Raw genomic sequence first — 26011 nt, 5'->3', positions numbered from 1 at the left:
AGAAGGGCCTGAGCGTTTTCTACCGTAGGCGATGGGTCGCCGTATCAGGGCCAGTGGTGCACAGCCCTGATTGCTGCTCAGACGCTCCAGTCTGGGGAGCACATCGGCAGAACCGGACCCATCCCCAAATTCGACGCCAGAGCCTGCCGACGCTTTTCGTTCGGGCGTCCTCAGTCGGTCCGAATGCACACCGCCTGCCCCCGCCTGACGCGTATCGCAGATCAGACGGCAACTGCCGACCGCACGCTCGAACCTTTGCATCAACAGGCTTCGCCCATCAGGGCGGACAGCGCTCTTTGTGTTTGAGTCGTCGCCCGCTATCTCAATTTCGCATAGGCTCCCTTTTTTTTTTGAATTGGACGCGATTACCGCGTCCCCCTCATGATGCCCGTCGAGCGTTGAGCCGTGTCGGTGGAAACACTTGACGCCATTAAGTCTGGAAAGCCAGGTGACTTCCACTACCGTGTTGGACCTATTCGTATGGACCGATACGGTCGGTGAGTCCCCTTTCCGGCCACCGGGATTTTCCTTGCCGCCTGGGTGACTCGATGGTTGCGTAGTGGCCGAGATGGGGGTCTTCGACTCGCCGTTTATCTATGTATAACAAACACGGAGACGAGTGTGTATCTATTTGGATTTGGTCCGCTGCTGCTGGCCGGTACGATCCGGACAATTGAATTATCGGTGCTGTCCCTGACGGCCGCGGTTGTCCTTGGCCTCGTGGGCGCCGTGGCGAAACTCTCGCTAAATCGTGGTCTTCGCGCAATCGGCTCAGCGTACACAACCTTGATACGATCGGTACCGGACCTTGTCCTGATGCTCCTTGTCTTTTACAGCATCCAGATTGCGGTCAACAATCTTACCGACGCCCTGGGTCTCGCGCAATTTGACATCGACCCGTTCGCGGCAGGCGTCCTGACACTCGGCTTCATCTATGGAGCCTACTTCACGGAAACTTTTCGGGGCGCATTCCTTGCAGTGCCGCGCGGGCAACTGGAAGCGGGCGCCGCCTACGGAATGAATGGGGTTCTTGTTTTCCAGCGCATCCTGTTTCCTCAAATGATGCGCTTCGCACTTCCGGGCATCGGCAACAACTGGCAGGTTCTGGTCAAGGCGACTGCGCTTGTCTCCATTATCGGCCTGGCAGACGTCGTTAAGGCCACACAGGATGCGGGTAAGAGCACGTTCAAAATGTTCTTCTTTGTTATGTGTGCCGCGATCATCTATCTCGCGATGACAACCATCTCCAATTTCGTGCTGTTCAGGCTCGAGACACGATTCTCGACTGGCGTTCGTCACGCGGAACTCTAATCTCATGATCGATATCCTTACACAGTTCTGGCGTGCTTTCCTGTATTGGGACGGGCAGCGCGTCTCCGGCCTCGCCGTCACCCTCTGGCTGCTGGTGGCGTCTCTCGTAGTCGGCTTCCTGATGGCGGTGCCCCTCGCGGTGGCCCGTGTCTCCACGAATCGCTGCATAAGCATGCCCGTGCGTTTCTACACGTATGTCTTCCGGGGCACGCCGTTGTACGTGCAATTGCTTCTGATCTATACGGGTATTTATAGCTTCGACTTTATTCGGTCGCATGAGCTTACCGATGCCTTCTTTCGAAGCGGTTACCGCTGCGTAATTGTTGCGTTTGCGCTTAATACGTGCGCCTACACGACCGAGATATTCGCTGGCGCGATGCGCTCGATGTCTCACGGTGAAGTTGAGGCGGCACGTGCCTACGGAATGAACTGGTTCACCCTGTACAGACGCATCATCATCCCTTCCGCGTTGCGAAGGTCCCTGCCTCTTTACAGCAACGAGGTAATCCTTATGCTGCATGCCACCTCGGTTGCTTTCGCGGCCACCGTGCCTGACATCCTCAAGGTCGCCCGCGACGCCAACTCTGCAACCTACCAGTCGTTCCAGGCGTTTGGCATTGCCGCGCTGCTTTACATGACCATCTCCTTCGCCCTGGTCGTTGTCTTCCGGCGTGCCGAACGCCACTGGCTCGGCTACCTCTGACCGCGTGCTCACTAAGCTTGCACGTCGGTGTCCAGCCAAGGTGGCCGACACACCGGTGCTTTAAAACTAACGATAAGGGATCAGAATGTTGAGGGTCACGACTCAGACAGAAGCTTGCAAGTTAGAAGTTCACGACATCCACAAGCGCTTCGGAGACCACGAGGTACTCAAGGGCGTATCCCTGAACGCAAAAAGGGGCGACGTTATCAGCATCATCGGGGCAAGCGGCTCGGGAAAGAGTACGTTTCTTCGTTGCATCAACTTTCTTGAGCGACCGAACTCCGGGCGCATCTCGGTCGATGGCCAAGCGGTAACGACGAACACCGATAAATCCGGCTATCTCGACGTCGCGGACCCGAAGCAGCTGCAGCGTATCCGGACGAAGCTCTCGATGGTGTTCCAGCATTTCAATCTCTGGGCGCACATGAACGTTCTCGAGAATATTATTGAAGCGCCGATACATGTGCTCGGGCTGTCACGTCGCGAGGCGGAAGAGCGCGCGCGTGAATACCTGGAAAAAGTCGGACTCGCACCGCGCGTGGAGAAGCAGTATCCCTCGCATCTTTCTGGCGGCCAACAGCAGCGTGTCGCGATTGCTCGCGCGTTGGCGATGAACCCTGACGTGATGCTGTTCGATGAACCAACTTCTGCGCTCGACCCGGAGCTGGTAGGTGAAGTTCTCAAGGTAATGCAAAAGCTCGCAGACGAAGGACGCACAATGATTGTTGTTACGCATGAAATGGGGTTTGCCCGCAATGTATCGAATCATGTGGTGTTTCTTCATCAAGGACGCACGGAGGAAGAGGGGCTTCCTGAGGAAGTACTGAGCAAGCCACGCAGCGAACGACTCAGGCAGTTTCTCTCTGGCAGCCTGAAATAGCCCGCGACCGTGAGAAAACTGCAGGCAACGTCTGACATGTGATCGGTAATACGAACCACTCCGATTCGAATCATAGTCTCGCCGCCGGCTGCGAACGTGCCAGAAACGGGTGGTATATCGCTAACCATTATTATCGATAGGGTTGCATTTTTCGATGAAACTCTCGTTTCGGGAAACGCGCCACACCTGACCGGCAGCTCCGCTGCCATCCCGTTGCCTATAATCTCCGGATGCCGAACGTTCCGTCGCCACACATGGATATAACGTGGCGGTTTCAAAGGTGAAGCGCAACAGGGGGCTAATGAATGGAAGCTGAGTGTATCGAAGCGGTTGCGAGCATACGTTCGAAGACCTCGAATGGCGAATGAAATGCATGGGTAGCGCGAGGTCGGCTGTTGAGGCTGTCGGCGATGGCATCGAGTTCGTCCTGACTGTAGATCGAGAGGTCAGTGCCCTTCGGCAGATACTGCCGCAGCAGCCCGTTGGTGTTCTCGCAGGTACCGCGTTGCCATGGACTGTGCGGATCGCAGAAGTACACGCGCACGCCGGTGGCGGCGCTGAGCTCCTGATGCCGGGTCATTTCCTTACCCTGGTCGTAGGTGAAGCTCTGGCGCAGTGGGGCGGCGATCGAATTCAGTTTGGCAGTGAAGCCCGCCAGTGCCGAGGCGGCGGTGGCGTCTTCCATCTTCGCCAGCAGCACCAGGCGACTGGTGCGCTCAACCAGCACGCCGACGGAAGACTGGTTGCCGGCGCCCTTGATGAAGTCGCCTTCCCAGTGACCTGGCATCACCCGGTCGTCGACCTCAGGCGGGCGCACATGGATGAATGAAATGAACGCCTCCCAACAGTGAATGGCGGGAAGTCTTGAAGGAAGGTTGATTCTGAGTGCCCGAGTGGAAGATCATATAGGCCCGTCACAGGCAACCGGAGGAGTCCGAGATGAGCTATACGGCAGTTGGTGTAGATATCGCGAAGAACGTGTTCCAGGTGCATTACGTGAATACGGAAACTGGCGAGATCGTGAACAAGCCGATCAAGCGAGCAGCATTTCTCGAATACTTCGCGAACCGCGAGCCTTGCCTGATCGGCATGGAAGCCTGCGGTGGTGCCCAGCATTGGGCACGGATGCTGACCACGATGGGACATCAGGTGAAGTTGATACCGGCAGAGTTTGCCAAGGCCTTCAACATCCGCAACAAGAACGATGCGGCCGATGCTCGGGCGATCTGGCTCGCGGTGCAGCAGCCGGGCAAAGCAGTAGCGGTGAAGACTGAAACGCAGCAGGCGGTGCTGGCGCTGCACCGGATGCGGCAGCAGCTGGTGAAGTTCCGTACCATGCAGATCAATTGTCTGCGCGGCCTGTTGACGGAGTACGGCGAAGTGATGGCGAAGAGCCGCGCTGCGCTGGACAAGGCTATACCTGCGGTGCTTGCAAGGGTCGCGGATAGACTGCCGGCGGTGTTGATCGACACGCTGCGCGAACAGTGGAGCGGGTTGACGAAGCTGGACGGCCAGATCGCCGAGATCGAGCGGCGGCTGCGCCAGTGGATGCAACAGGACAAGGCCGTCAAGGCGGTTGCCGCGGTTCCGGGTGTTGGCGTACTGACGGCGACGGCCGCAGTCGCGACAATAGGTGATGCGAAGTCGTTCAGGTCGGGACGCGAATTCGCGGCATGGATCGGTCTCGTTCCCAAGCAGGTCGGTTCCGGTGGCAAGGTGACGTTGCTGGGTATCAGCAAGCGCGGCGACACCTACTTGCGCACGCTGCTGATTCACGGCGCGCGCAGCGTTGTCGCCCACGCGAAGGAGCCCGGGCCGTGGATCGAACAGATCAGCAAGCGACGGCCGCCGAACGTGGTGATCGTGGCGCTTGCGAACAAGATGGCGCGAACAATCTGGGCCATACTGGCTCACGACCGGTCGTACCAGAAGGGCCACGTAAGTGTGAAGGCAGCGTGAACGGTTAGCGGTGCGTAGAAGAGTGATTTTTTTTGCAGGATGACATCGTCGAAAGGTTGCGTAGGCAATCGAGTGTGATGACAAAACAGGTCGGACCGGGACTCGCTAAACCTGAATGGTGAGAAGAGCTTCGAGCTCGCTGGATGAATGAGGTGCGAGTCAGCGAATTTCATAGGGGCCCGCAGCGTATCAGGCTGCAATAAGGCCGGATATAGAGCTGCAGCCCATCCTGTCCGTCAGAACACACGAAAGCCTTTGCAAACGGGAGGCGTTCATATAGCTCACCATGTCGGGGATCTGGCCGCGCCGGTCAGTGCCCCGCTTGCGTGACATACGCGTGCTGTGGCCGTGGCGCAGACAGGCTATCAGCTGGCGGCGCAGCTCACCGCGTGGCTGCGCATAGATGGCGGTGTAGATGGTCTCGTGCGAGACGTGCTGGGTCGGATCATTGGGCCACATGCGCTTGAGGGTACCTGAGATCTGCTGGGGCGACCACTTCCATTCCAGCAGGGTGAGTACGACGCGCCACGACACGCTTTGAGGGTGCAGCTTGGGACCTGGGCGCGCAGCCTCGCGTCGGCTCGTGCTGAGCGTCTGCGCCGGCGCAGACGCATAGCCCACGGCAGAACACGTGTTTCTGGTCAGCTCGCGGCTCACAGTTGATGCCGGGCGCCCGAGTGTTCGGGCCATGGCCCGAACACTCGAACCCTGTTGCTTCATGCTTGCAATGGTCATGCGCTCTTCAGGCTGAAGCTGTTGATACGTTCTTCTTTTTTGCATGTGCGCACCTTACACGAGGAAGGTGTTGCACTTCAGATTTGATTGCGCCCAGCCTTAAGCATCAGGCCTTTCTCCGTCAGGATTTCATTGACCAGCGCCAGCATTTGCGCCGCCAGTCCGTGCGTTTCCAGCAGGTGGCGGAACCGGAGAATCGTGCTTTCATCCGGCAAGCGAACCATCCCGCCGTCGAAACCCGCGAACTCTCGATAAAGCGGCACGTCATAGAGTGCCTCTTCCATAGCAGGGTCTGATAGACCAAACCATTGTTGCACGAAATGAATCTGCAGCATCGTTGCAATCGGGAACGGCGGCCGACCGGTTTTGCCCGTGGGATAGTGCGGCTCGATAAGCGCAATCAGCTTCAACCAGGGCACAACGCGTCGCATCTCATCGAGAAACCCGCTGGCGCGTGCGCTTCGTTGACAGATCCAGACCAAGACCAGGCTGCGTCATCACGTTGCCCCTCACCTAATTCGCTCTGTTTCCAGGATAGCTCAGCAACAACGCAATGCCAGGACTTTTGCAGATCTTCCTTAACACAATCTTCGAGGAGTTAACAGCCCTGCATTCAGCCACGCGTGCTTGCATTCCATTGCCGCGTGCTCACATTATCTGCAACTGACGGAAATCAGATCGGCAGCCCGGCCGCGAGCATCTTGTCCCGCAACGTCGCGGTCCGTACCGGGTCCAGTGAGTTGCTGAAGGCCACCCGCTCTTCTTGTCTCGTTCCATAATTTCAGCGCGATCCTGCAATTCAGGTCCATCCAGGTGGTCATTTTCTGTCGTATCCCGATGATCGGGCCATATCGGCAGTAATCCTACACAATTTATGACCATAGCGATGGCATGGTTCTGTGCACATCGCCGTCGCGAACCGTTTCGCCAAGGGCGCAGCGCAGCGATAGACGTTTCCTGAAAGCGGTATCGCAGAAAGCGCTGTGATGCCCCGGCAGAACGGGCCGACGCACAGCGCGGCCGTATGACGATGCTGGAGCGTCCGGCAGGTTCGGGTCAGCCGGCGGACGATCGCTGGACACCGGCAAGATGCAGGATTTTCGCACCGACCCGCCGGAAGAACGCATCATCGCGTTCGCGCTGTTCCGTATCGTCGGCCACCACGTGCTCGAGCAGGATCCCGCGCTGCTCCATGATTCCGTGCGTGCGCGACTTGCGCTCCAGGTATCCGGGTTCATCCGCGCCGCGCGTCCTGACCCACTCCATCACACGGAACAGGCATTCGAGCGTGAGGCGCTCGTACCGGCTGTCCAGCGGCACCGGCTGCCGGAACGAGTACGCGTGCTGCGCGAACGCTTCGCGATATCGCGCGCTGCCCTCCCGGTCGCGATCGACGACGGCCAGCACCCAGTACGGTGGCTGCGTCAGCCGCTCGTCCCGGCCGCCGGCCCGGATGCCTTTCTCCGGACGTACGATGCGTTCGCCCAGGCGCGTGCGCTTGATGGCGGCACCGTCGCGGATCTCGTCGGCCACAAACAGCAGGAGCGCGCTACGCGCTTTCTTCTCCGGCCATGGCAGCGCATCGATGGCGGCCATTTTCTCGTTGATGCTGGTCCACGGTTCCGTAAAAAGCACCTGCCCCAAGGTCAGCTCCGGACTCATCGCTTCCGCGTCCGCATACGGCTTCAGGCGCTCCCACGAATTCGTCTTCTCCTTCAGCACGTCGACGTGGACGGTGGCAAAGCCGGCATCGTCCAGCAACGTATGCATGATGCGGCCCAGGCGCGGCAGGCGCCGCCTCGTTTCACCGGTCGCACTGGCCGAACCGCCCGAGCCTCCCGGACGCGCCGCGCCCTCGTGCTCGTCATCAAGGTAGTCGAGCGCGTCGCCGACCGGCTTAAGCGGACTGTGCCGACCGGGTGGCACGGCGGCATCGTCCGGCTCGTCCTCCGGCTCCGGCTGTTGACGGAAGGAAGCCAGCGCGCAGCGATGCTCGCCGTATCCGTGCATGCGCACGAAATGACGCGGCCCCTCTTCGCGGACCCGGGCCGTCAGCCGCGGTTGCGTAGTGGCTCCCGGCCAGCAGTCGCACTCGAGCCATTGCCGGACGTGCCGCCCGTCGTGCATCTCTTCAAGTATGGCCAGCACGCGCTCAACGTCTCCGGTCTGGACGTCCTGCCCGGCGCCGCAGAACCTGCGCACCGCGGCGGTCTCTTCAGCGCTGAGCGGTCGCTTGACCCTGTCAGGGTGATGCCGGTCAATCAGGCGCATGGGTGTCTGACCTCAGTGTGCATGACGCGTGAGCATCGCGAGACTGCGCACGCTGGCGAGCGACGCATCGTAGCCGCGCAGCGAGCCGTGCAGCTGACGGGTCACCGGTTGTGTCGCGACGCTCGTCGCGCTCGTCGATATCCCGGTTCCGACAGTGGGCCGCGATGGTGGTTCCGGCCAGAAGGTAAGCCGCTCGAAGCGGATGATGCGCGATGAGTGACTGTTCATCCGGACAAGTCCGTCTTCAACCAGCGTGCACAGCATGTCGTTGACGTGCGCGGTCGAAGTGTCAAAGCGCCTGGCCAGCTCGCCCGCCTGATAGGCGCGCCCTGGCTTCATGAGCCGGAGCAGTTTTCCGGAAGTGAGTTTCATCGTGTTCTCCTCCACACCGCCGGGCAGTGTACTGCGGCCAGCGCTTGCCGACCATAGCCCGTTCAGTGATGCCGGCGCCGGTCTGATTCCCCGGTTCGATTTCCACGGGTCGACTTCATACGACGAACGACTGCTGGCCCCGCATCATGCGCCGCCGTCCTGTTTCTTCATCAGCGCGGCATGGTGATTCATCGCGGCGGCTGCGCTGCTGAACGCGCCGAACTGCTCGCCGGTGCATAAAAGCGTCCAGCGTGACTTGCCGTTGATGATCCGGTTGGTGATCGACCAGCCGCCCGGATAGACGAATTCATACGGACTGTTTTTCGTCCATCCTTTACGCTCCGTCATGACGGGCCGCAAAGAGTAGCGCGTCCGGATTGCCCGCAGCCGCGGCCTTGCGCACAAGATCAAGACCTTTCGCCTTCACCTGCGACGCCATCAGGTTCCGGCCGAGCGTGATGAAGCGCCCGGGATGCGCGCAGTCCACCAGGATCCGGCGCATGATGAACATCGCCGTCGGCTCGCCCGCGTCCGCCTGCTGTTCCAGCAGTCCCGGATAATCCGGCCGGAAGTGCGTCGCCAGCCAGGTTCCGGCGACGCGGTTGCCGGCGTTCATCGTGGACTCCATCGCAGGCCTCGTCTCGCGGTTCTCAACCGACTGCGCCCATCTCTGGACCGGCCTGCGCGGATCGGTGCCGACCATCCAGAGAACGGCCAGCACGCCAGCGGAAATCCCCAGCCGCCTGAGGCGTCTGCGCGCGGCAGGATCGGGGTTGAGCAGCAAGGCTACGCGTTCCGGCCAGCCGATTGAAGCGGCAGCCTGACGCCGGGCCAGGGTGGGTGGGTGCATTTTTCATTGCATGGTTCTCCTGTGGATGCTGTTGCGGCGACGGATTTCAACCGCGGCTTATGGATATTGGAAAAAACGCCGGCGACGCGAGAACGCCACCGGCGCGAATCCTGGCGGCCCGAGGGCGCCGCCGGGCTGAGGGACGCATTCACGGCCCGTTCTCGACACCGCCGTACTTCGAGTTGACCGAGCTTTTCTGGTCGCCGCCGACCGATTTGCACTGGTTCAGGAAGTCACCGCGGGCGCTCGATGTCCCGCTCAGATCGAAGTGGCCGTGGTGATACTTCACGATCGAAAAGTAGTTCGCCTCGTACTGGCTGCAGTCGCTGCCGCCACTCCCACCGTTCATCAGCCCGGCAAGACAGAGCACCGCACCGCACGCATCCTCATTGTGGTCGGCGTGCGCCGGTGTGCTGATGAACGGGCCGACCAGCAGCGCGCCGGCCAGAAGCATTCCCAGAATCGTTTTCATGGTGTGTCCCCCTGCATCACAGCAGTCCGTGCAGCATCGCGAACGCGCCCAGAGTCACGACGGCCGATAACAGTGCGGCGCCGCCCATCCATACCGCGAGTTCGAACCGCGTAAGGGCCGACCTGCTGGTCCAGCCTTCCTCGCGCAGCACGTCCCTCAGCAACTGGCGGCTGCGCCCATTGGCCTCGTCGTACTGCCGCAGCGAGATTTCACCGAGCAACTGGTCGCGGGCCTGCGCGAAACTCACCGCCTGCGCAAGCACGTCGGCACTCGATTCGGAAAACTGCTTCAGGAACTGTTCGTGGCGCGAAGTAAACCGCAGCAGCGTCAGCTCCCCGTCATCCTTGAACTGTTTGCCGCTCGCCTCCAGCAGCTGCGAGAGGACTTTCACGTCGCGGCGCAGGAGCGAGAGCTCGCCAAGCACCGCGCCGATCAGTTCCTCGCGGATCGCATCGTCTGGTGCGCCCATCAGTGCACCAATACATCGAAGACCGCGTCAAGTTCCGACGCCGCCCGGTTCGCGAGGCGTTTGAGTGCAACCATCTGGCGGATGTAGGCGCGCTGGGCTTCGGGCGCTCCCTCCTCCATCGCCTTTGCATTCCACGCCACATAATCCGTGGGGTCGTCACGGATTTCGAAGATCGATCTGTCGAACGGCTTGATCTTTTCGAAGATCGGGTTTTCGTAGATGACCGCCTCGTTGTTCAGTACGAAGCCGCCTTTGCTCTGGTGGTGGTCGAATATCCGCAGGAACGCCTTGCGAAGGTCGGACTTCGTGTCGACCGTGTTAAACAGCAGCCGGATCCTGTCGGGCCGCACGCCAAGATCGCGCAGCTCGTCCAGCGTCGCGATGGTGTCGACCTGCTGTTTGACCACCGGTACGGTGGGAACCACGAAGATATCGAAATCCTCGTGTGATCCATCGTAACGTTGCATGAGACCGATGAAGTCTTCGACGTTCGATGCGCCTACGTCGACGACGACATTCTTGAGCATCATCATCTGCTCCTGCAGTTCGTCGAACTGGCTTCCCCGAAGGGCGTCCTCTTTTTCGTGATCGTCCGAGTTGATCGATTCGATCGCGATGACCTGCGCACCTTCGAGGCGCGGTGCGAGAAGATGACGGGCGACGGTGCTCTTGCCGACGTTCCCGGAAAAGTTGATGACTGCAATCTTCATAATGTCCTGCTCCTGTTGTTCAATCTGACGATGACGGTCGCGAGACGAGCGCGGCCGCCCGTAGCGATCTGCCGCTTTACGGTTCCATTTCGAGGGTCGGCCCGTCGTGTTCGGGGGTGTGCGACTGCGGGTCCCGTCCAGGCTCCCGCGACGCAGGTTGCGTCGACTGCGGTGCGGCCTGCCGTGTCGCATGAACCAGCCCCCGCTGTTCGCGCGCGATCTGCTCGCGCACCGCCTCGATGGTCGCCTCGCTGACCTGCGGCATCGGCACCTCGAACGGCCGGTTAGCGGCGCGCGCCCCGGCCACGGCGCTTTCGAACTCCCCCATCAGCTTCTCCTGCTGCTGCGCCGGCAGACCCTTGATCTCGTCACGCAGCACCTCGCGCGCGGCCTGCGCCTTGATGCGTTCGCGCGCCTCATCGAGGGTCTTCCGCTGTTCCTTCGAGTATTCCCAGCCCCCGTTCAGGAAGCGTTCGCGCGCCTCATCGATCCGACGGCGCTCATCCACGTCGCGGCGCACGCTGGCCAGCGCCTCGCGCTGCACACGCGTGGGCAGACCGGGTACATCCGGCGAGGACACCAGCCATTCGTTGCGTCGGCTCCCGACCGACTTTGGGGCGAGTTCTTTACCCTTGTCGTCGAACTGACGCTGCTGCATGGTTACCGTTTTACTGCCACCCTTTTCCAGCGCGATCCGCTGACCGGGTTGCACACCGCTTTCGCCGATCGCGCGTTCGAGATCCAGTCCCCACACGGTGTGTTCACCGCTGGCCGTGCGCACGGTCGCGTAATAGCTCCGGTTCTGTTTCGGATCGTGATTGAACGGTGCCGCGCCGTGCGCGACCAGAACGCCCGCGGTCGCGCCAGCCGCAGACTGATCCAGCGGCGGCGAGGCCGGTTGGGAACCCGCTGTGGGCTGATCTGGCTGCGGCGGCCGCCTGTCAGCCTTCAGGTCAGCCTTCAGGTCAGTCTTCAGGTCAGTCTTCGAGTCAGCCTTCGCGTCAACCTTCGATCTCGTCTGCGCCGGCCCGCGGCTCGCCTGCCGGGACGCCGGCATCGGACCGGCGACTGCCCCGCTGGCGGGATCCTGCACGGGCTTGCCCGGGCCCACGGTATCGGGTTTCTGGCCGTCAGCTGTATCCAGCAAGTTCGTGCGGGCTGCCTCGCCGTGATTCGATCTGTCTGCGGCGCCGATGCGCATCGCCTCGCGCGCGGCGGTCAGCGCGGCCCGATCCTGCGCAGCAGGTTTGAAGCCGCGTGTTGGCACGCCCGCAAGCTCGGCCGCAATCCACGCCTGCCGGCGGAATTCCTCGCTGCCCTTCAGTTGCAGCTCGCCCCAGTGCTTCGCCTTCGCGACTTCGACCATGTGCGCGATCACCTCGCGGTCCTCGCTGGCCGTGGCGAGTGAACGGCCCTTGTCCTCGAAGTGCACCGTCTCGCTTTTGCGATCGAGAAACTTGCCCTCATGCGCGACATAGCAGTTACTGACCGACTTCGGCAGGTCATAGCCGGTCTTCTCGAAAACCGGCTTCGGCCGGACGCTGTTCTCCGGACCGTCGCCCTTCTTCCCGAGCGGTCTGCCAGTGCCGACGGCCGGCTTCACCGCCTCGTCGGTCGCCGTGTCGGCGGTTGTGTCGGTCGCGACGTTGGGTGCGACGTTGGGTGCGGCGTTGGATGCGACGTGGGGCAATGCATCGCCCTTGAGAAGCCTTTCGGCCTTCTCCCGATCGGCCGAGCGGATTCTCTTCAGGTGCTCTCTGGTCGCGTTATCAACAGGCGTGTCGGGACCGCCGGGCACGGCGCGCGCGTCCGGCTCGTTCGCCGGCGGCGTAGTACGGGCGCGGATTGACGACGCGTCGCCCGTGTTGGCCGCATCGCGTTCGCGGTAATCAATCTGGTCGGCGGGAAATTCGATTTCGTTCATATCGTCACTCCTTGAGGTTCAGGCTGCGACTGAGGTGCTGCGGTCTGCCCTGACACGGCGTCCGCCGCGTCCGGCAGGACTTCACGCAGATAGGGCATCAGCTGGAAGAGCGATGCACGGATGCTGTTGCGGTTGGCGAGGTGCGCAGGCGCGAGGACACCGATCTCGTGTTCGCGAACATTTCGGACGTCTAGCGCCTGCCCGGCGGACTGTGGGGCCGCGGCTGCGGCCGCCGCGGCCTGCTGCGCGCGGCGGGCCGCATTCTGGGTCTGCCACCACTGCTCGACGTCAATCCTGGGCACGGGTGCGCACAGCTCTCGCGCGACGAACGCGGCGTGTTTCATCTGTGTTTCGTCCGGTAACTTCGGACCGAAACCGAACCACGCGCGGTGGCGGTTGGTCTTCTCCAGCTTCGCCATCACCCCCTGCAGGTAGGGGCTCTGCCGCACGAGCCGGTCGACGAGCTCGGCGTCTTCATAGAAAAACGCCTTCTCGCACAGGATCGGCTCGCAGCCCTCGATCGTGATGATCTGTTTGTTGTGCTTCAGGGCGCGCAGCTCCTGCGGCATCATCAGTGCCCTGCTGTGCTCCGATTCGTTGGTGCTGGTCGACGAACTGCGGCCGCGACTGCGGCTCTTCGAGCGCGCCATAAGCGTGAAGGTCCCCAGCATCTTCGAGTACTCTTCCGACTCCTTCACCGTGCGCGGCGCGTAAAGGCTGCGCATCTTGCAGTTGATCGCCAGCGTTTCCGCACCGTGCCTGCCATACAGCTTCGGGTCCTCCAGCTGGGACATCCCCTGGAAAATCAGCATCAGCCTCAGGTTGTAGCCCGCAATGAACGCGTTGGCCGTCTCGATGATGTCGATCTTGCCGGGCGCGGCAAACTCGTCCAGGATCAGCGCACACTGGTATTTGAGCGCGGGATTTTCCGCAGGCAGCTCACGCGTGTTCAGATCGATCAGCTGCGAGAAGAAGAGATTGACCAGCAGCGCGCCGGCTTTCAGGTCCCCCGGCTTGATGCCGACATAGATCGACATGCGTTTTTTGCGGACATCAGCCAGATCGAAGTCCGAGCGGCTGGTCGCCGCGTCGACCACTGGATTGCTGAAGACGTTCAGCGGCGCGGTCATCGTCGATACGATATTGGCAAACGCCTCTTTCGATTGCGACAGGAAGCGGTTCAGCGCATCGAGACATTCGAAGGTCAGCGGCGGCAGCCCCCCGGTCGCTGGAGTCGCGTGAGCGGCATCGGCGCGCGTGCTGACGATCGACAAGATATGTTCGCGGATCGCACGGCCCTTCCCGGAGGCCTGTCGTAACACCTCGCCGAACGTGCAAGGCAGCGAGGGCGTTTCCAGCAGGTACAGGACGATCCCGATGAACAGGTTGCGCGCATTATCGTTCCAGTACTTCAGACGCGCATCGACGTTGGACGGATACAGATGCTCGCCGATCGTCATCACGTCGCCCACTCGCGTGTACGGCGCGCGGCGCTGGATGTATTCAAGCGGGTTGTACGCGTGCGAGCGGCCGTCTTCCGAGAACGGCGCCCACAGCCAGGTTTCGTGACCGCACGCCCGCCGGTAGCCGGACGTGTACAGATAGTTCTCTTCCTTGATGTCCTCGACCACGACCGAATCGGGATAGGTGAGAAGATTCGGGATCACGAGCGATGTGCCCTTGCCGGAGCGAGTGCCGGCGGCTGCCATCAGGAAATCCTGGCCGTAGTACTTCAGGTATTCACCCTTGTACTTGCCCACGATGAACGGCGGATACAGGTGTGGCGAAGTCGTCATGGCTATTTCTTCTCCAGCAGGCCCGCTTTCACGATGTCACCGCGGGTGGCGAACCGGGCTTCGCCAAACTGCGCGAGGCGCTTGCGGCCCGACACGAGTGCCATCGTGATCACAGCCACCGGCAGGCACGTGATAACCACCGACAGCAGCGTGCATACCTTGAGCGCGCGTACCACCGCGGGCACGTCACCGTAGGCGTGCCAGTAGTCGTACAGCGTGAATACGCCCACACTCCCCTCAGGCAGCTTCTGCATCTTCGCGAAAAGCTCGCCGGCGGCGAACTGGCCGAGGAACGCGAAGCCGCCCAGGATCAGCAGGAAGACCACGACGGGGATCAGGATTCGAAGAGGTTTGGGCATGACGGGTCCTCAATGGGTGGGCGCGTCGACTCATTCGCAGTCTTTCCCATCACGCGTCCTGGAGTCCGGTAACGCGAGTTGCCTGTGCAACCGCATCGCGTCGCGTACATTGCTGAAAGGGCCGTGAGACGCATTGACCCGGGCGTGGCGGCACAGATCGACCGACTCCCACAGCAGGTAGCGCCACTCGTCGTAGACCAGGTATCGCGCGATCGACCAGCCCGACGGGTGGACCATCGCGAATTCGCCGGACGGCCGCCATCTGCACAGACCGGGATCGTCAGCGGCCACCACAGCGGCCACCTCGGTGACGTCCATGGCGCTCATGAGGTGCACCCCAGCAACTGCGCCTTGCCGATCGGGTCGTACCAGATCTCGGACAGGCGCTTGTCGCGCATGAAGAGAACCAGGTCCACGGTCACGCGGACCTGTTCCATGATGAATTGCCAGTCGAGCGTCTGGCCCACCACGCTCTGTTTGATGAGCGTGGCGATCCGCGACGGGGCGGAGCGTGCGTCGTTGCAGTGGACGGTCGTGATGCCACCGGGCGTGCCGGTGTTGAGCAGCGTCATGTAGTCCCACGTTTCGTCGCCGCGCAGCTCGGCGAGAAACACGCGGTCGAACTTCATGCGCAGCGTCGAGCGCACCAGTTCCTTCGCGGGCAGTGCGTCGCTGAAGAACAGGTGCACGCGGTTCGGATGATTCGGCAGTGACAGCTCCGGCGTATCCTCGATCGTGCCGATGCGCTCGCCGGACGGCACCAGGTCCGAGAGCGCCTTGTTCAGTGTCGTCTTGCCGGAGCCGGTGCCGCCGGCAAGCACGATGTTCAGCCGGTTTGCGACGGCGAGCTCGAGCATGCGCGTCACGTTGCGCTGGCTCTTCGCTTCCAGCATCTCAAGTTCGAACGGCGCCAGGTCAAGTGTCGCTGGCATGGCGCGACGCGGCGAGACGTCGCGATAGCCCTCGAACCAGCCGTTGCGCTCATACTCGGCGACGGGAAAGCGCACGTTCGACGGGATGCGGATCGTGATCGAAATGGTGTCCTGCTCGCACGCCGGCTGCATCAGCACGTGCCCGCGCTGGCCGTCGGGCAGCACCACGGGGTGAATCGGCTCCTTGGTGGAGAACCTGCCGCCCTTCATGACCGTCAGCGCGTTGGCGAGCTTGAAGCACGCATCGAGCGTGCAGGCGGGCGCATCGTGCCGCTTCCAGCTGCCACTGCCCTGCGTCCAGATTTCGCCGGGCCGGTTAATGGCCACCTCAGTGAGGCTGCCGTCGAAGAAGTTCGCGATGCCCATCTGTTTGAGGAAACTGCGGGCGATCGTGCCTTTCTCGATCACATCGATAACAGCGGCGCTCATTCGTACTCCTTGTCAGAAGGTAGACATACCCGGTCGCGGACCGGGCGCCAGTCGGGGGGCAGTTAGTCGGGCGGTACGGGTCAGCGATGCGTGACGACACCGTCCTTCGGCTCGATCCGCACGGACACGCGGTACGGCTGCCGGTCGTCCGGCACGCTACTGGCCAGCTCACGCAGCGTCTGCGCGGGCGACGTCGAAATCACGGTCGCAACGAGGGAGGCTGAGGATGCAGCCGGGCGCGTCATGTTCCAGACTGCAACACCACTCACGAGCGCCACACCCAGCGCCCATGCAGGCCAGACGGAAAACAGACGTCGTGGCCTCGGGGTTGATGATGGGTCGTCGGCCAGACGGTTAGTTGCAGCATTCTCCGTTGACATGCCGGCTGGATGCACGGGATCAGCGAGCGCGGGCAACGCGCTATCACCCCATTCGGACAGCGTGATGCCGATACGCGCGCCGACGCTGTGCAGCAGGTTGCGACGCAGCGCCGCTGACATGTCATCGATCCGGCAACCGTCGAGCGCCATGCAATTGTCGAACGCGTGCTCGTCGGCGATCTGAAGAAGGGGCAACGTATCGGGAAGCCGACGCCCACGCCTCGCATCGACCCGTTCGGCCAGTTGCCGGACCGTGTTGCCGTAGAGGCAGAAACGCAGGGCATCGCGCAGCTTCGCCTCGAACATGTCACGATCGAGCCCGTGCAGGGGAAAGTCCTCGGGAAAGGTGATCTTCAGGTTCATGCGTGTGCTCCTTATTGCTTCCGACTCGCTGTCCTACTCACTGTCCGACCCGCTGTCCCGCTAGCTGAGCGGTCTGCCCGACCGCGTTACCCTGCGCGTCGACGTTCTCGTAGACGCTGCCCAGGTCGATGTCGCGTGCGACGAAGATATTGATCACCGAGCCCTGGTTCGAATACGCCGTCGGCGGGATGTTGATCGTGCTGCGCAGCGTCTCGGCGGCCACGTCCTGCGTAGCGTTCGAACTGTTCGACAATGTGATCGTCTGGCCCGCTCCGATCGCCTTGTTCGCGAGCGCCTGACCAAAGTCGCCGATCAGGCTCACCATCAGCGCTCCCTTGAAGCGCTGCCAGAAGTGCTCGTCGACCCAGGCCGGGATGCCGGCTGCGCCGAGCGGATCGGTCGCCGGCGAATTCAGCGGAATGCGCACGTCACCGTCATCGATCTCGTCCCAGATCGCACCGATCACACCCTGTCCCTGGATGACCGCGTCGCGCTGCTCGCCCTTGGCGGTGGCGCCCTTGCGGACCAGCAGGGTCGTGCCATCGTCGGACCAGACGTCCTGCGCGATCGGGCAGCCGATCAGGCCCGGACGGTCGGTGCGGATGGCCGTCGCCTGCCCGCAGCGGATCATCGTATTGCGACTGAGCAGGTAGTGCCGGTTCGGCCGGAATGAGGCCTGCATCGGCTGCAGCTTCGAAGGCTGCAACGACTGGTCGAACGACGAACCCTTGCTGTCGCCCGCGTCCGTCCTGTTCGGCGAACTGGACGGCCCCCCCGCACTGCCACCACGCAGCGCCGCCATGCCCATCGACTTCGCCAGGCCGGCAAGTCCACCGGCGTCATGACCGGGCGCTCCGGCATTGCCGGCATGGTTGCCCTCGTTGTCACCTGCGGTTTCATTCGAGGCCACCGGGCCATCGTCGCTCCGGCCAGACCCGGTGTTCCCGCCCGAAACGAGCACGCTGCCCTGCAGCCGGCGCTCGGCCGGCGTGAGCGGCCGCGGCTGGTTGCTCGCCGCAGCTGGTACGTTCGTCTGCGATGCCGCCCCAGCCGGTGTCGCCAGGCGGGAAGTCGCCGCAGCCGCAGCCGCCGCCTCCGACGCTGCGCGGGCCTGATCAGCCTCCGCTTTCCTGATCCGATCCTTTTGCGTCTCGAGATCCCCGCCCGCGTCACTCGCGCCGCTGTCTTTCGGCTTGCTGAGCGCCGCCTGCTTCGCATCCTGATGTTGCTGGAAGAGCCGCTGTAGATAGATCGTGACGCCCGACGCACCCAGCGCAATCACGGCCAGCGCGACCAGCACCAGGCGCAGTTTGCCCACCCGCGTCTTCCGACGACCCGGCAGGCCAAGCGAAGGCTGCGGGCCGACGTTAGTCGACGCCGCATGTTCGATTTCGTTTCGTTCAGTCATGCCCTGTTCGCTCCCTGATCAGTTTGCCGATGTGCCAGCATGGTCGCGCTGGATGCGGGCGCTGTCCGGCACCGACGAGCCCGCCCGGTTGTAATGGCCATCGGGTGAATAGCCATCGTTGCGAATGCCCAGCACCGACTGGCCGTAGCGGATGACAAACGACTGCGACACCTCGTGCACGACGACCGTGTCGCCCTCCATGTGGAAGTTCGCGGTCGCCTCACTGCCGTCCGGCAGCTTCGTGAAGATCGTCGGCAGGTCCCGCGCGGTCGCATACTTGAAGTACGTAAAGCGGCCGTCGTCCCAGAGCGCGGTCGGCGCGAGTGCGCGATCACCGCGCATCATGTACTGCGTGTTCGCGGCCGACGCCGATGTCACCGCCTGGGCAGCGGCTCGCCGAACCGCGCTCGCCCCTCCCGCGATCGACGCCGGCACGGCCGGCCCGTTGCCCTGCTGTCCAGTGAGCGCCGCGCTGACCGCCTCCTGCCGGCGCTGCTGCGCCGCAGTCAGCTTCGCTTTCGTGTCCGGATAGTCGAATCGCAGCATCCACGTCGCCGGCTGGCCGGCCGACACGTCGGCAAGCGAGAGAGAATAGGTGCGCCGGTTGGTGACGAGCACAAGATTGGTTTCCGGCTGCAACGCACCCGGCTTGAGCAGCGCCCCGCTATCGTTGATGGCCACGTGCCATGCCTTGCCATCTCCGATGCCCTCACCGCTGTCGATGATGTGTTCGCCCGGTTCGAACTGGATCATCACCACGCGCCCCGGCATGGTGGCGACGCGATACGCCTGATTGGGGTCGTAGGTCGCGCACTGGATATGCGGATCCGAACCGCAGCTGCGCGGTGTCTCGAGTGCCCTGGCATGCGACGAAGCGAAGGCGAGACCCGCGGCGATGGCCACCACGGCGGGCGGCATGCGAAAGAATCCAGCCTTCACGATGCGTTACCCGCTGCGGGCGTCGGCGATGACGGTGTATCCGCCGGCACCCGCGTCCAGTCGCGCGTGACCTCGTAGCTCGTGCAGCGAAAGCCGTCCGGGTCGATGTCCTGCTGGTCCTTTTTCTCCGGCACGTCCACGCGCCCGAACGCCACTGTCGCAATCCAGTAGGTCGGATCAGGCCGCTTCACCGCGGGGTTCAGCGGAATCAGCTGCCGCGAGAAAAATACCTGGGCAGTCGAGCCGACGAACGTGATCGAGCCGACGCGCGCAAGCACGCGCACCTGATCCTTCAGCAGCTTGAGTGCTCCGGCGGGGCCGCGCACGAGCGCGTCGTAGGCTTCCTGCTCGTGCTCGTCACTCATGAACATGACGGCCGCATGCGTGTCGGAGATCGTCTCCCAGTCGTAGCCTTCGCGCAGTTCGACATAGCGGCGCAGATCCGCGCGGTCTGTCTTCTCGGTGAAGCTCACGTGACCGGTGGCCGTCGTGGGCAACACATCCACGTTGCCGTTCGTATCGTTCACGCGCAGTACAGCGGGGGGATTCGGCCGCTTCAGGAGTCCTAAAGCCCCCATGCCAAAAACAGCCGCTAGCGCCACACCGCCCGACAGCATCGAGCGCCGGTCGGCGATCCGCGCCTTCTCTTCGGCGGCCTCGACTTTGGATCTCTCGAAGGCCTGCGCCTGCTTCAGGTACCACGCGACAGCGTCACGCTCGCCTGCGTCAATGCCGCTCGCAGGCGATGCCGGCTGCGCGGCTGCAGGCTCCCCGCCGGCGCGCCCGCGTTTGCGTGCCGTCGTGGCTCCCGCAAACCACTGTCTGATGGTAAAGATCATTCGGTTTCTCACTTCGGTTCGGTACGTGCAGCCTGTTGCTGCGCCGCCGGCTGGTTGACGGGCACCCATTGGCCCGTCGGCTCGGGAGGTTTAGGAGCGGAACTGCACGCCTGCAACGAGAGAATGAGCAGGCTCACCACGAGTGCGGTTTTCATGACTGGCGGCCTTTCGCGCATCGCACCGTATGGCGGGATTCACGAGCCTCCGACACGCCGGCCGCGATCGCAGCCCCAACGCTGCGGATCTGCAGCGCCCGAAAGAACATAACGGCGCATATGCACACGAGTGACCAGTAGCCGGGTGGAAACACCCATGGAACGCGGAGTACCTCCGGTTTGAACAGCGCAAGGATCTGCGACGCGAAACCGGTCAAAAACGCAATCATGGCGGTATAGACAACGAACTCCAGAATTGCGCGAGCCGCAATCGCCCGCACCCGCACCCGTCGGGTTAGTGCATGGCAGTTCAGTGGATGCATTTTTTTCTCCCTTGCTATGTCGATGACCTAGCGCTTCGATGCTTCGGTCGATGCAGGCTCAGTAGAAGAGCTTGATCGATAACATCGCGCCGATCGTCGCCACCAATGCCGCGATGAACCACCAACGCGCGATCTTTCTGAATAACCTGATCATTTTTATTACGCCTCACTCAAGCTGCCGCCAGTCTTCGGCGAACCACCGCCGCCCGTTTTTCCGACCGAGGCGGCAAATCTCGCGACGCCACCCAGCTTGCCCACCATCGTCGATATGCCCACGCCACCGGCGAGCGCCGACGCCAGCCCGGGCAGATTGAGCGAAATCACCCAGAAGGCCAGCCCCATGATGTCCAGCTCAATGATCTGTGCGACTGATGGCGACCCGGTCTGCGGAACGATACCCATAGCGAAGTTCACTTCCAGCGCACACGCGGCCGCGAAGAGCGTGACGAGAAACACGTAGTTCATGCATTGTCCGACCCAGTTCCAGAAGAACTGGCGTGACGGTGGAAACAGCGCGGCCGAGATGAACAACGGCCCGAGGGCGAGAAGGATGCCAAGGGCGAATTTCGCGAGGATGATGTACGCGATCGCGATCGCCATGAACGGACCGCCAAAAATGATCATGAGCGCGATCGTCCAGACTGCGGCGATGACCTTGAAACCCGAAGCCTGCGCGTAGATCGACTGCGCGGCATGGATGTACGCGTTGAGCAGGTTGTCCAGCCCCGACACGGGGTTGTTGCCGCTGGTTACCGCACCGGCCAGCTGCTCGCCCAGCCCATTGAAGAACGGTACGACGTACTCGCTGTAAAACTGTATGTTCATCCCGCACGTGAGAATCACGGCCCATGTCGCCATGCGCATCAGGAAATCGTTGATCGGCTCGTCGTTGCGGCCCTGCCAGTACGTCCAGAGGATCAACAGGACGTAGATGCTGAAGCAGGTGGCCATCAATGGCGAGATGAGCGAAATGATGCGGGTCGAGCCCGTCGTGATCGTGCTCAGCACGTTCTGGTCGAACGCATTGGTCATTGAGGTAAAAAGCTGGACGTCTGCCACGGATGCCTCCTGTCTTCAGTCAGGAATTGATGGTCACGCCGGACTACTTGAGGCCGGCTGCACTCGCTTCGGCATCGTCGCTTGCGGCGTTGATACCCTTTGCCTTGCGCTCAGCGGCCAGCTTCTCTGGCGTTGTGCCGAGGAATGCCGCATCGAATTTCAGATCCTGCTGCTGCTGTTGCTCCTCCTGCACGTTGTGCTGGTGACGATCCCACGCGAGATAGCCGAGATAACCCGCGATAGCGGCCAGCAGGCTGATAATTGCGCCGAGAAGTGTCTTATTGATCATTGGTTTTCCCCAGAAATGCGTTGTCGAATTCACGATCGCGCTGCTCTTCAGCAAGCTTGAGTTCGGCCTGCTGCAACTGCGCGGTGAGCTGCAGGCGCGTCTGCTCGTTGGTGACCATTGCCTCCTCGGCCGCCATCCGGTTCTGCAGATCCGCCTTCTGCGCCGGGTCCTGCGTCAGGTTGGACTGCTGCATCAACGACTGGATGTTGTTAAGCCGCGCCGTCGTCGCGCTATACGCCTGCTCGTTCATCGCCTTGTTGGCCGCGAGCGTGTCGTAATAGCGTTGCTGGCCAGGCGTGTTGGCACCGGTCATGCTCTCCTGCTGCTCGATCGTGCGCATTGACGAACTGATGCCTGACAGGCCGCCACTCCTCGCCTGGTCGTAGATGTTCTGCCACTGCTCGGGCAGATAGTTGCGCAGCGACGCATTGTTCATGATGGTGCCGAAGCTGCTGTTGCCGGTCAGCGCCTGATACTGGGCCTCCTGGTTCTGGATCTGCTGGAACAGCTGCTGGACCTCCACCATCTGCTGAGCGAGCTCGGCTGGCGAAATCGTCGGCACACCCTGCGCATGAACGGCACCCGCAGCGCACAGCGCGAGCGCAGCGACCGCCACACGGCCTGTCCGGATCAGGCGCGCGGTCGGCCTGACATCGTTGGCGTTCATTTCATTCCTCCATTGCGTAAATGGTCAGACAGTCAGTGCGTCGGCGTCTGCTTCGACGGTCCGCGCGGGTGGATAAATGGCCGCGAGTTCGGCCCGCTTGCGCTCGAGGCCGCGATGCAGTTCGTTATTCCAGAGGCGTTCGTCCGCACCGTGCTTCGCCGCGAGTCGCGTGCGCAGCTTGCGTTCGAACACCCGCTCCAGATAGACGGGCAGCCAGACGTCCGGATCGTCGCCCAGCTCTGTGCGTACCGCGTCGCAGATCAGGACGTTCTCCCGGTCACCTGAAAACACCGCGATCGCGTCATCGAGCCCGGTCAGATCAAAACTCGCGAAGGCCGACTGATTGCCCTGCTTGATAAGGAAGCGCCGAGCCTGCGGCGTGAGCTTCCTGAACTCGCGAAATTCCTTCTTCGTCATGCCGTCGCGCAGATAGGCCTCTTCTTCCGCCGCCGGATCGGCCATCCAGAGCTTGGTCGCAACGAGGCTGCGCAGGGCCGGGAAGAGATCCGCTGCTTTCTGGCCCTGCTCCGGCTGCTGTGTGATCAGGGTGAGAAACTCACCCTCCTTGCGACCGCTGGCAAGCGTTTCCTCGATCTGCTCACGGATCGTGCGGAAGCGGATCGGCAGCCAGTACTCCTCAATCACCGTCTGCATCAGCCGGCCTTCGCTGCGCATCAGTTTCTTGAGGTGGAACAGATAAGCGAACGCCGGTTCCGACGGCTCATAGTTCTCGACGAGAAACGCCTCGACGTCGAACCCGATCCAGCGTTGCTCGCTCATGTTCAGCGACAGGTTGGGTGGGTTGTCAAACACCCACCAGAACCGGCCACCCTCTGACTTGCACCAGAGCGAGAGTCGCGCACGCAGACTGTCATCGCCTTCGTCCGGAATGCTGTCCAGCAGCAGACTGAAACGGCGCAGGCGCACATCCTCGATGCCCATGACCGCATCGACGGCGTTGCGGCACTGGATTTTCTCAGAGGCCGTCAGATCGATCCTGATCTGACGGCCCTGGTGGTCGACGCCGTTTTTCCGGCCGCACAGTTCCGTCAACCCGTACAGGAACTCGCGGTTATCCGGTGTGTCGGCCAGCTCGAACGGCGCCCAGCCGGTTGGCTTGCCTTTCTCCAGATAGACATAGGCACCCCCCATTGCACGGATCAATACCTCCCAGCCACGCCCTTTGTCGAGCACGTACAGGAGCGGGTCAAAGCGCGACAGCATGCCGGTGATCGCCGCAGCCAACATGCTCTTGCCGGTACCGGTCGTACCCTTGAGTTCGTTATGGGCAGCAAGCTTTTCCGCCACGTTGATATCGCCCCGCCGCGTCGCGTGGTGGTTGTAGTGATACATGCCAGAGGCCGAGCGGAACGGAATGATGGCCGATCCGTCACCAATCGGGTTGCCTTCGGCCTTGCCGGTCGAATAGTCGTGACATGCGTGCATCGATGCAAAATTGCGCGACGACTGCACCTTCGGCCGGGGCTTCACCCTGGCCGCTGGTACCTGCGAGAAGTAGGTGAATGGTGCGGAGCCCGTTGCCAGCGCCCATTCGACGCCGCATTCGTTCAGCGAGCGCGACGCCAGCAGGTTGCCGTTTTCCAGTGCCTCCTTCGCTGTCTCGCCATAGACGATGGCCGCGCCGTGATACTCGCCGAATGACAGTTCACCCGTGTTCACATAGCCCTGCGCATCGCGCAGTTCCCTGACCTGATGCTTCGCCTTGTCGCCGGCGGACTCCAGCTTGTTGATCGCTGAATCGATCGTGCGGTTCGACTCGAAGCCGGTCATGCAGTTGAACGAGTGCGCAACCGTCAACTCCACCGGCAGTGAGATGATCGGGTCGAGTTGCCCCCAGCCTGGCTTGTCCGGACAGCCGCGCAGGTCGTAGCAGGTGGCGAACTGACGCGACGCCGGCACGCCCGGACCCTGAATGGACAGTGCGTTGTAGCCAAAATGCAGATAGCTCGACGGGATGATGTCCGTGCCTGGCTCCGCCGCCACCGGCAGATCACCCTGCACCGCATTGACCAGATCGCTTATAAAACCATACTGCCTGGAGAACAGCATTGGCGTGCCGTTCATGTGTTTGCGCCCGTACACTTCGAGCAACTCTGCCTCGTAGTCGGCGAACTGCAGCAGCGCCTGCTGGGCGAGTGATTCGATCTCCTTCAACCCATCGTCGAAATCTTCGTATTTCAGGATCAGCGACAGGTAATAGCGGTTCTCGAAGAATTTCCCCTCATGGAACTTCCCCAGATGCACCGACGCGAACCACTGCATGAAACGCGGACCGAAACGGTACGCACGCTCGAAGCTCACGCGCCGGCGCGCGAAGACCGCGTGATAGCCAAGGCGGCCGCCCAGATCGCGCCCCAGCTTGCTGTATGTTTCGGTGTCGCGATCGAACATGCGCTCGATCGCTTCGTTTTCATGCACTTCGAACGGCACGCCGCGCTTGGCCAGCGTCACCATGAAACGGTTGCCCTCGAGGTGCTGAACGTGTTTCGTGACCGGATGACCGAACTTCGGGAGCCAGTCCTCAACCGCGCCAATGGCGCCAAGGATCTCGCTGGAGACGGCGGGTCTGCCTTCCATCGGTTTGCCTTTCATCACTGATCCGTTTCGAGTTCACGCAGCCGGCGTTCACCGCTCGACAGGGGTTTGAGGAAGTCGCGGTAGACCCGCCGTTGCCGGCCGTAGCGCAGCGGCGCAAGCGTGGCCGTGTTGCCGAACTGCGGCGCGGCGCGCCCCGCATTGACGCGCGCCCGCACGCGCAGTCGCCAGAAGTAGAACCGGCAGCGCAGCTCCAGCCACATGATCCGCAGACCCTGATCATCGGTTTCGCACACGTGCTTGAAATAGAGCAGCACAGGAAATCCGAGAAAAACGAACAGCAGGCCGCCCGGGCCGACGAAAAACGAGATCAGTACGCCCACAAACATCGAGGCGACTACGACGACCAGCATCGCCATGTACGGGACACCCCAGATGGCCGCCGTGCGGCCGAGACCATTAAAGCCGGGATAGGTGTTCTTTTCCGACATGACGCTCTCAGCTGAACATGTTCCACAGATACGGCGCGAGCACGCCGACCACCGAGCCCACCACCGCCACCTTGCCGCACATCGTCACAAACTCGCTCCAGTGCGCGCGATCGGCCCAGCATTCCGCGCCCTTCCACATCAGCACGCAGGCCGCACAGACGCCGAGGAACGAATAGAGCCAGATCTTGAAGGTGGTCGCGCCCTGGGTCGCCGAGTCCAGACCGCCGCCTGCAAGCGCGAGTTGCGAGCCCATGACGACACCGATCAGAACGGCCTTGCGCACGGCGGTCAGAATGACCTGCATCCTCATGCCAGCTGCATATGCGGTAAGTTGTACTAATTTCTGTGAGCAAGGCGATACTTTGTGATG

The 26011-nt window shown here is 62.1% G+C and carries 28 protein-coding genes and 3 pseudogenes; 4 read left to right on the top strand and 27 right to left on the bottom strand.

Translation table 11 applies throughout. The features are described 5' to 3' along the window. Positions 1-621: 621 nt before the first annotated feature. From OKW39_RS43110 to OKW39_RS43100, 3 genes are all read left to right on the top strand, one after another. Positions 622-1311: an ABC transporter permease gene (locus OKW39_RS43110; protein WP_429565558.1), complete on the top strand. Its 690-nt coding sequence runs from the start codon at positions 622-624 to the stop codon at positions 1309-1311. Between the two features lie 4 nt (positions 1312-1315). Beyond that, the gene (locus OKW39_RS43105; RefSeq protein WP_429565557.1) at positions 1316-2014 is read left to right on the top strand and encodes an ABC transporter permease; all 699 of its coding nucleotides are present in this window, start codon (positions 1316-1318) and stop codon (positions 2012-2014) included. Between the two features lie 85 nt (positions 2015-2099). Next, entirely contained in the window at positions 2100-2894 is a 795-nt protein-coding gene (locus tag OKW39_RS43100) for an ABC transporter ATP-binding protein (RefSeq protein WP_429565556.1), read from the top strand. A 298-nt stretch (positions 2895-3192) separates the two neighbouring features. Here the strand turns inward: OKW39_RS43100 and OKW39_RS43095 are convergent. Beyond that, positions 3193-3717: pseudogene (locus OKW39_RS43095) on the bottom strand (IS30 family transposase); the annotation flags it as partial. Between the two features lie 116 nt (positions 3718-3833). Between OKW39_RS43095 and OKW39_RS43090 the strand changes: the two are divergent. After that, positions 3834-4853, top strand: coding sequence for an IS110 family transposase (locus OKW39_RS43090; protein WP_429565555.1), 1020 nt, complete (start codon positions 3834-3836; stop codon positions 4851-4853). A 279-nt stretch (positions 4854-5132) separates the two neighbouring features. Here the strand turns inward: OKW39_RS43090 and OKW39_RS43085 are convergent. The 26 genes and pseudogenes from OKW39_RS43085 to OKW39_RS42960 all read right to left on the bottom strand — a co-directional run. Further along, positions 5133-5633, bottom strand: a pseudogene (locus tag OKW39_RS43085) (IS30 family transposase); the annotation flags it as partial. 47 nt (positions 5634-5680) lie between these two features. Next, a pseudogene (locus tag OKW39_RS43080) lies at positions 5681-6086 on the bottom strand (transposase); the annotation flags it as partial. 558 nt (positions 6087-6644) lie between these two features. After that, positions 6645-7859, bottom strand: coding sequence for a hypothetical protein (locus OKW39_RS43075; protein WP_429565554.1), 1215 nt, complete (start codon positions 7857-7859; stop codon positions 6645-6647). 12 nt (positions 7860-7871) lie between these two features. Then, positions 7872-8231 (bottom strand): hypothetical protein, encoded by a 360-nt coding sequence (locus tag OKW39_RS43070; RefSeq protein ID WP_429551877.1) that lies wholly within the window; start codon positions 8229-8231, stop codon positions 7872-7874. A gap of 144 nt (positions 8232-8375) precedes the next feature. Then, entirely contained in the window at positions 8376-8579 is a 204-nt protein-coding gene (locus OKW39_RS43065; RefSeq protein WP_429565553.1) for a hypothetical protein, read from the bottom strand. Continuing rightward, positions 8566-9015 carry a hypothetical protein gene (locus OKW39_RS43060; RefSeq protein ID WP_429565552.1) on the bottom strand — a complete coding sequence of 150 codons (450 nt, stop codon included), beginning with the start codon at positions 9013-9015 and terminating at the stop codon, positions 8566-8568. The genes OKW39_RS43065 and OKW39_RS43060 overlap by 14 nt, the downstream gene beginning before the upstream one ends. A 214-nt stretch (positions 9016-9229) precedes the next feature. Next, positions 9230-9553 carry a TrbM/KikA/MpfK family conjugal transfer protein gene (locus OKW39_RS43055; RefSeq protein ID WP_429551880.1) on the bottom strand — a complete coding sequence of 108 codons (324 nt, stop codon included), beginning with the start codon at positions 9551-9553 and terminating at the stop codon, positions 9230-9232. 16 nt (positions 9554-9569) lie between these two features. After that, a complete protein-coding gene (locus tag OKW39_RS43050; protein ID WP_429565551.1) occupies positions 9570-10022 on the bottom strand; it encodes a hypothetical protein in 453 nt (150 codons plus the stop codon). After that, positions 10022-10924, bottom strand: coding sequence for a StbB family protein (gene stbB, locus OKW39_RS43045; protein ID WP_429565550.1), 903 nt, complete (start codon positions 10922-10924; stop codon positions 10022-10024). The genes OKW39_RS43050 and stbB overlap by 1 nt, the downstream gene beginning before the upstream one ends. Next, positions 10809-12656, bottom strand: a complete 1848-nt coding sequence (locus tag OKW39_RS43040; protein WP_429565549.1) for an LPD7 domain-containing protein — start codon at positions 12654-12656, stop codon at positions 10809-10811. The genes stbB and OKW39_RS43040 overlap by 116 nt, the downstream gene beginning before the upstream one ends. Continuing rightward, positions 12653-14452: a type IV secretory system conjugative DNA transfer family protein gene (locus tag OKW39_RS43035; RefSeq protein WP_429565548.1), complete on the bottom strand. Its 1800-nt coding sequence runs from the start codon at positions 14450-14452 to the stop codon at positions 12653-12655. Before OKW39_RS43035 ends, OKW39_RS43040 begins: the two co-directional genes overlap by 4 nt. A gap of 2 nt (positions 14453-14454) precedes the next feature. Next, entirely contained in the window at positions 14455-14811 is a 357-nt protein-coding gene (locus OKW39_RS43030) for a hypothetical protein (protein WP_429565547.1), read from the bottom strand. 30 nt (positions 14812-14841) lie between these two features. Next, complete coding sequence (locus OKW39_RS43025; protein ID WP_429565546.1) at positions 14842-15138, bottom strand: hypothetical protein; 297 nt, start codon at positions 15136-15138, stop codon at positions 14842-14844. Further along, positions 15135-16172: a P-type DNA transfer ATPase VirB11 gene (virB11, locus tag OKW39_RS43020; protein ID WP_429565545.1), complete on the bottom strand. Its 1038-nt coding sequence runs from the start codon at positions 16170-16172 to the stop codon at positions 15135-15137. The genes OKW39_RS43025 and virB11 overlap by 4 nt, the downstream gene beginning before the upstream one ends. An 80-nt stretch (positions 16173-16252) precedes the next feature. Beyond that, complete coding sequence (locus OKW39_RS43015; RefSeq protein ID WP_429565544.1) at positions 16253-16915, bottom strand: hypothetical protein; 663 nt, start codon at positions 16913-16915, stop codon at positions 16253-16255. 37 nt (positions 16916-16952) lie between these two features. Further along, entirely contained in the window at positions 16953-18323 is a 1371-nt protein-coding gene (locus tag OKW39_RS43010; RefSeq protein ID WP_429565543.1) for a TrbI/VirB10 family protein, read from the bottom strand. Between the two features lie 18 nt (positions 18324-18341). After that, positions 18342-19241 carry a TrbG/VirB9 family P-type conjugative transfer protein gene (locus OKW39_RS43005; protein WP_429565542.1) on the bottom strand — a complete coding sequence of 300 codons (900 nt, stop codon included), beginning with the start codon at positions 19239-19241 and terminating at the stop codon, positions 18342-18344. Between the two features lie 17 nt (positions 19242-19258). Next, complete coding sequence (locus OKW39_RS43000) at positions 19259-20101, bottom strand: type IV secretion system protein (RefSeq protein WP_429565541.1); 843 nt, start codon at positions 20099-20101, stop codon at positions 19259-19261. An 8-nt stretch (positions 20102-20109) separates the two neighbouring features. Continuing rightward, entirely contained in the window at positions 20110-20256 is a 147-nt protein-coding gene (locus OKW39_RS42995) for a hypothetical protein (RefSeq protein WP_429551892.1), read from the bottom strand. Then, positions 20253-20579, bottom strand: a complete 327-nt coding sequence (locus OKW39_RS42990) for a hypothetical protein (protein WP_429565540.1) — start codon at positions 20577-20579, stop codon at positions 20253-20255. Before OKW39_RS42990 ends, OKW39_RS42995 begins: the two co-directional genes overlap by 4 nt. Before the next feature lie 159 nt (positions 20580-20738). Beyond that, complete coding sequence (locus OKW39_RS42985; protein WP_429565637.1) at positions 20739-21611, bottom strand: type IV secretion system protein; 873 nt, start codon at positions 21609-21611, stop codon at positions 20739-20741. A gap of 70 nt (positions 21612-21681) precedes the next feature. Then, entirely contained in the window at positions 21682-21927 is a 246-nt protein-coding gene (locus OKW39_RS42980) for a hypothetical protein (protein WP_429565539.1), read from the bottom strand. Then, a complete protein-coding gene (locus tag OKW39_RS42975) occupies positions 21917-22594 on the bottom strand; it encodes a type IV secretion system protein (protein WP_429565538.1) in 678 nt (225 codons plus the stop codon). Before OKW39_RS42975 ends, OKW39_RS42980 begins: the two co-directional genes overlap by 11 nt. A 24-nt stretch (positions 22595-22618) precedes the next feature. Beyond that, positions 22619-25207 carry a VirB4 family type IV secretion system protein gene (locus tag OKW39_RS42970; protein ID WP_429565537.1) on the bottom strand — a complete coding sequence of 863 codons (2589 nt, stop codon included), beginning with the start codon at positions 25205-25207 and terminating at the stop codon, positions 22619-22621. Next, positions 25207-25641, bottom strand: coding sequence for a VirB3 family type IV secretion system protein (locus tag OKW39_RS42965; protein WP_116150113.1), 435 nt, complete (start codon positions 25639-25641; stop codon positions 25207-25209). Before OKW39_RS42965 ends, OKW39_RS42970 begins: the two co-directional genes overlap by 1 nt. 7 nt (positions 25642-25648) lie before the next feature. Further along, positions 25649-25951: a hypothetical protein gene (locus OKW39_RS42960; protein WP_429551898.1), complete on the bottom strand. Its 303-nt coding sequence runs from the start codon at positions 25949-25951 to the stop codon at positions 25649-25651. Positions 25952-26011: the final 60 nt, after the last annotated feature.

It is taken from the genome of Paraburkholderia sp. MM6662-R1, assembly GCF_050436245.1.
GTDB classification, from domain to species: Bacteria; Pseudomonadota; Gammaproteobacteria; order Burkholderiales; family Burkholderiaceae; genus Paraburkholderia; species Paraburkholderia tuberum.
This window is presented reverse-complemented; position numbering and strand designations above follow the sequence as displayed.

Excerpts from the sequence above, each read along its gene's own strand:
- OKW39_RS43105 (WP_429565557.1), top strand. The coding sequence starts at position 1,316 with ATGATCGATATCCTTACACAGTTCTGGCGTGCTTTCCTGTATTGGGAC.
- OKW39_RS43100 (WP_429565556.1), top strand. The coding sequence starts at position 2,100 with ATGTTGAGGGTCACGACTCAGACAGAAGCTTGCAAGTTAGAAGTTCAC.
- OKW39_RS43090 (WP_429565555.1), top strand. The coding sequence starts at position 3,834 with ATGAGCTATACGGCAGTTGGTGTAGATATCGCGAAGAACGTGTTCCAG.
- OKW39_RS43075 (WP_429565554.1), bottom strand. The coding sequence starts at position 7,859 with ATGCGCCTGATTGACCGGCATCACCCTGACAGGGTCAAGCGACCGCTC.
- OKW39_RS43070 (WP_429551877.1), bottom strand. The coding sequence starts at position 8,231 with ATGAAACTCACTTCCGGAAAACTGCTCCGGCTCATGAAGCCAGGGCGC.
- OKW39_RS43065 (WP_429565553.1), bottom strand. The coding sequence starts at position 8,579 with ATGACGGAGCGTAAAGGATGGACGAAAAACAGTCCGTATGAATTCGTC.
- OKW39_RS43055 (WP_429551880.1), bottom strand. The coding sequence starts at position 9,553 with ATGAAAACGATTCTGGGAATGCTTCTGGCCGGCGCGCTGCTGGTCGGC.
- OKW39_RS43050 (WP_429565551.1), bottom strand. The coding sequence starts at position 10,022 with ATGGGCGCACCAGACGATGCGATCCGCGAGGAACTGATCGGCGCGGTG.
- stbB (WP_429565550.1), bottom strand. The coding sequence starts at position 10,924 with ATGCGACACGGCAGGCCGCACCGCAGTCGACGCAACCTGCGTCGCGGG.
- OKW39_RS43040 (WP_429565549.1), bottom strand. The coding sequence starts at position 12,656 with ATGAACGAAATCGAATTTCCCGCCGACCAGATTGATTACCGCGAACGC.
- OKW39_RS43035 (WP_429565548.1), bottom strand. The coding sequence starts at position 14,452 with ATGACGACTTCGCCACACCTGTATCCGCCGTTCATCGTGGGCAAGTAC.
- OKW39_RS43030 (WP_429565547.1), bottom strand. The coding sequence starts at position 14,811 with ATGCCCAAACCTCTTCGAATCCTGATCCCCGTCGTGGTCTTCCTGCTG.
- OKW39_RS43025 (WP_429565546.1), bottom strand. The coding sequence starts at position 15,138 with ATGAGCGCCATGGACGTCACCGAGGTGGCCGCTGTGGTGGCCGCTGAC.
- virB11 (WP_429565545.1), bottom strand. The coding sequence starts at position 16,172 with ATGAGCGCCGCTGTTATCGATGTGATCGAGAAAGGCACGATCGCCCGC.
- OKW39_RS43015 (WP_429565544.1), bottom strand. The coding sequence starts at position 16,915 with ATGAACCTGAAGATCACCTTTCCCGAGGACTTTCCCCTGCACGGGCTC.
- OKW39_RS43010 (WP_429565543.1), bottom strand. The coding sequence starts at position 18,323 with ATGACTGAACGAAACGAAATCGAACATGCGGCGTCGACTAACGTCGGC.
- OKW39_RS43005 (WP_429565542.1), bottom strand. The coding sequence starts at position 19,241 with ATGCCGCCCGCCGTGGTGGCCATCGCCGCGGGTCTCGCCTTCGCTTCG.
- OKW39_RS43000 (WP_429565541.1), bottom strand. The coding sequence starts at position 20,101 with ATGATCTTTACCATCAGACAGTGGTTTGCGGGAGCCACGACGGCACGC.
- OKW39_RS42995 (WP_429551892.1), bottom strand. The coding sequence starts at position 20,256 with ATGAAAACCGCACTCGTGGTGAGCCTGCTCATTCTCTCGTTGCAGGCG.
- OKW39_RS42990 (WP_429565540.1), bottom strand. The coding sequence starts at position 20,579 with ATGCATCCACTGAACTGCCATGCACTAACCCGACGGGTGCGGGTGCGG.
- OKW39_RS42985 (WP_429565637.1), bottom strand. The coding sequence starts at position 21,611 with ATGACCAATGCGTTCGACCAGAACGTGCTGAGCACGATCACGACGGGC.
- OKW39_RS42980 (WP_429565539.1), bottom strand. The coding sequence starts at position 21,927 with ATGATCAATAAGACACTTCTCGGCGCAATTATCAGCCTGCTGGCCGCT.
- OKW39_RS42975 (WP_429565538.1), bottom strand. The coding sequence starts at position 22,594 with ATGAACGCCAACGATGTCAGGCCGACCGCGCGCCTGATCCGGACAGGC.
- OKW39_RS42970 (WP_429565537.1), bottom strand. The coding sequence starts at position 25,207 with ATGAAAGGCAAACCGATGGAAGGCAGACCCGCCGTCTCCAGCGAGATC.
- OKW39_RS42965 (WP_116150113.1), bottom strand. The coding sequence starts at position 25,641 with ATGTCGGAAAAGAACACCTATCCCGGCTTTAATGGTCTCGGCCGCACG.
- OKW39_RS42960 (WP_429551898.1), bottom strand. The coding sequence starts at position 25,951 with ATGAGGATGCAGGTCATTCTGACCGCCGTGCGCAAGGCCGTTCTGATC.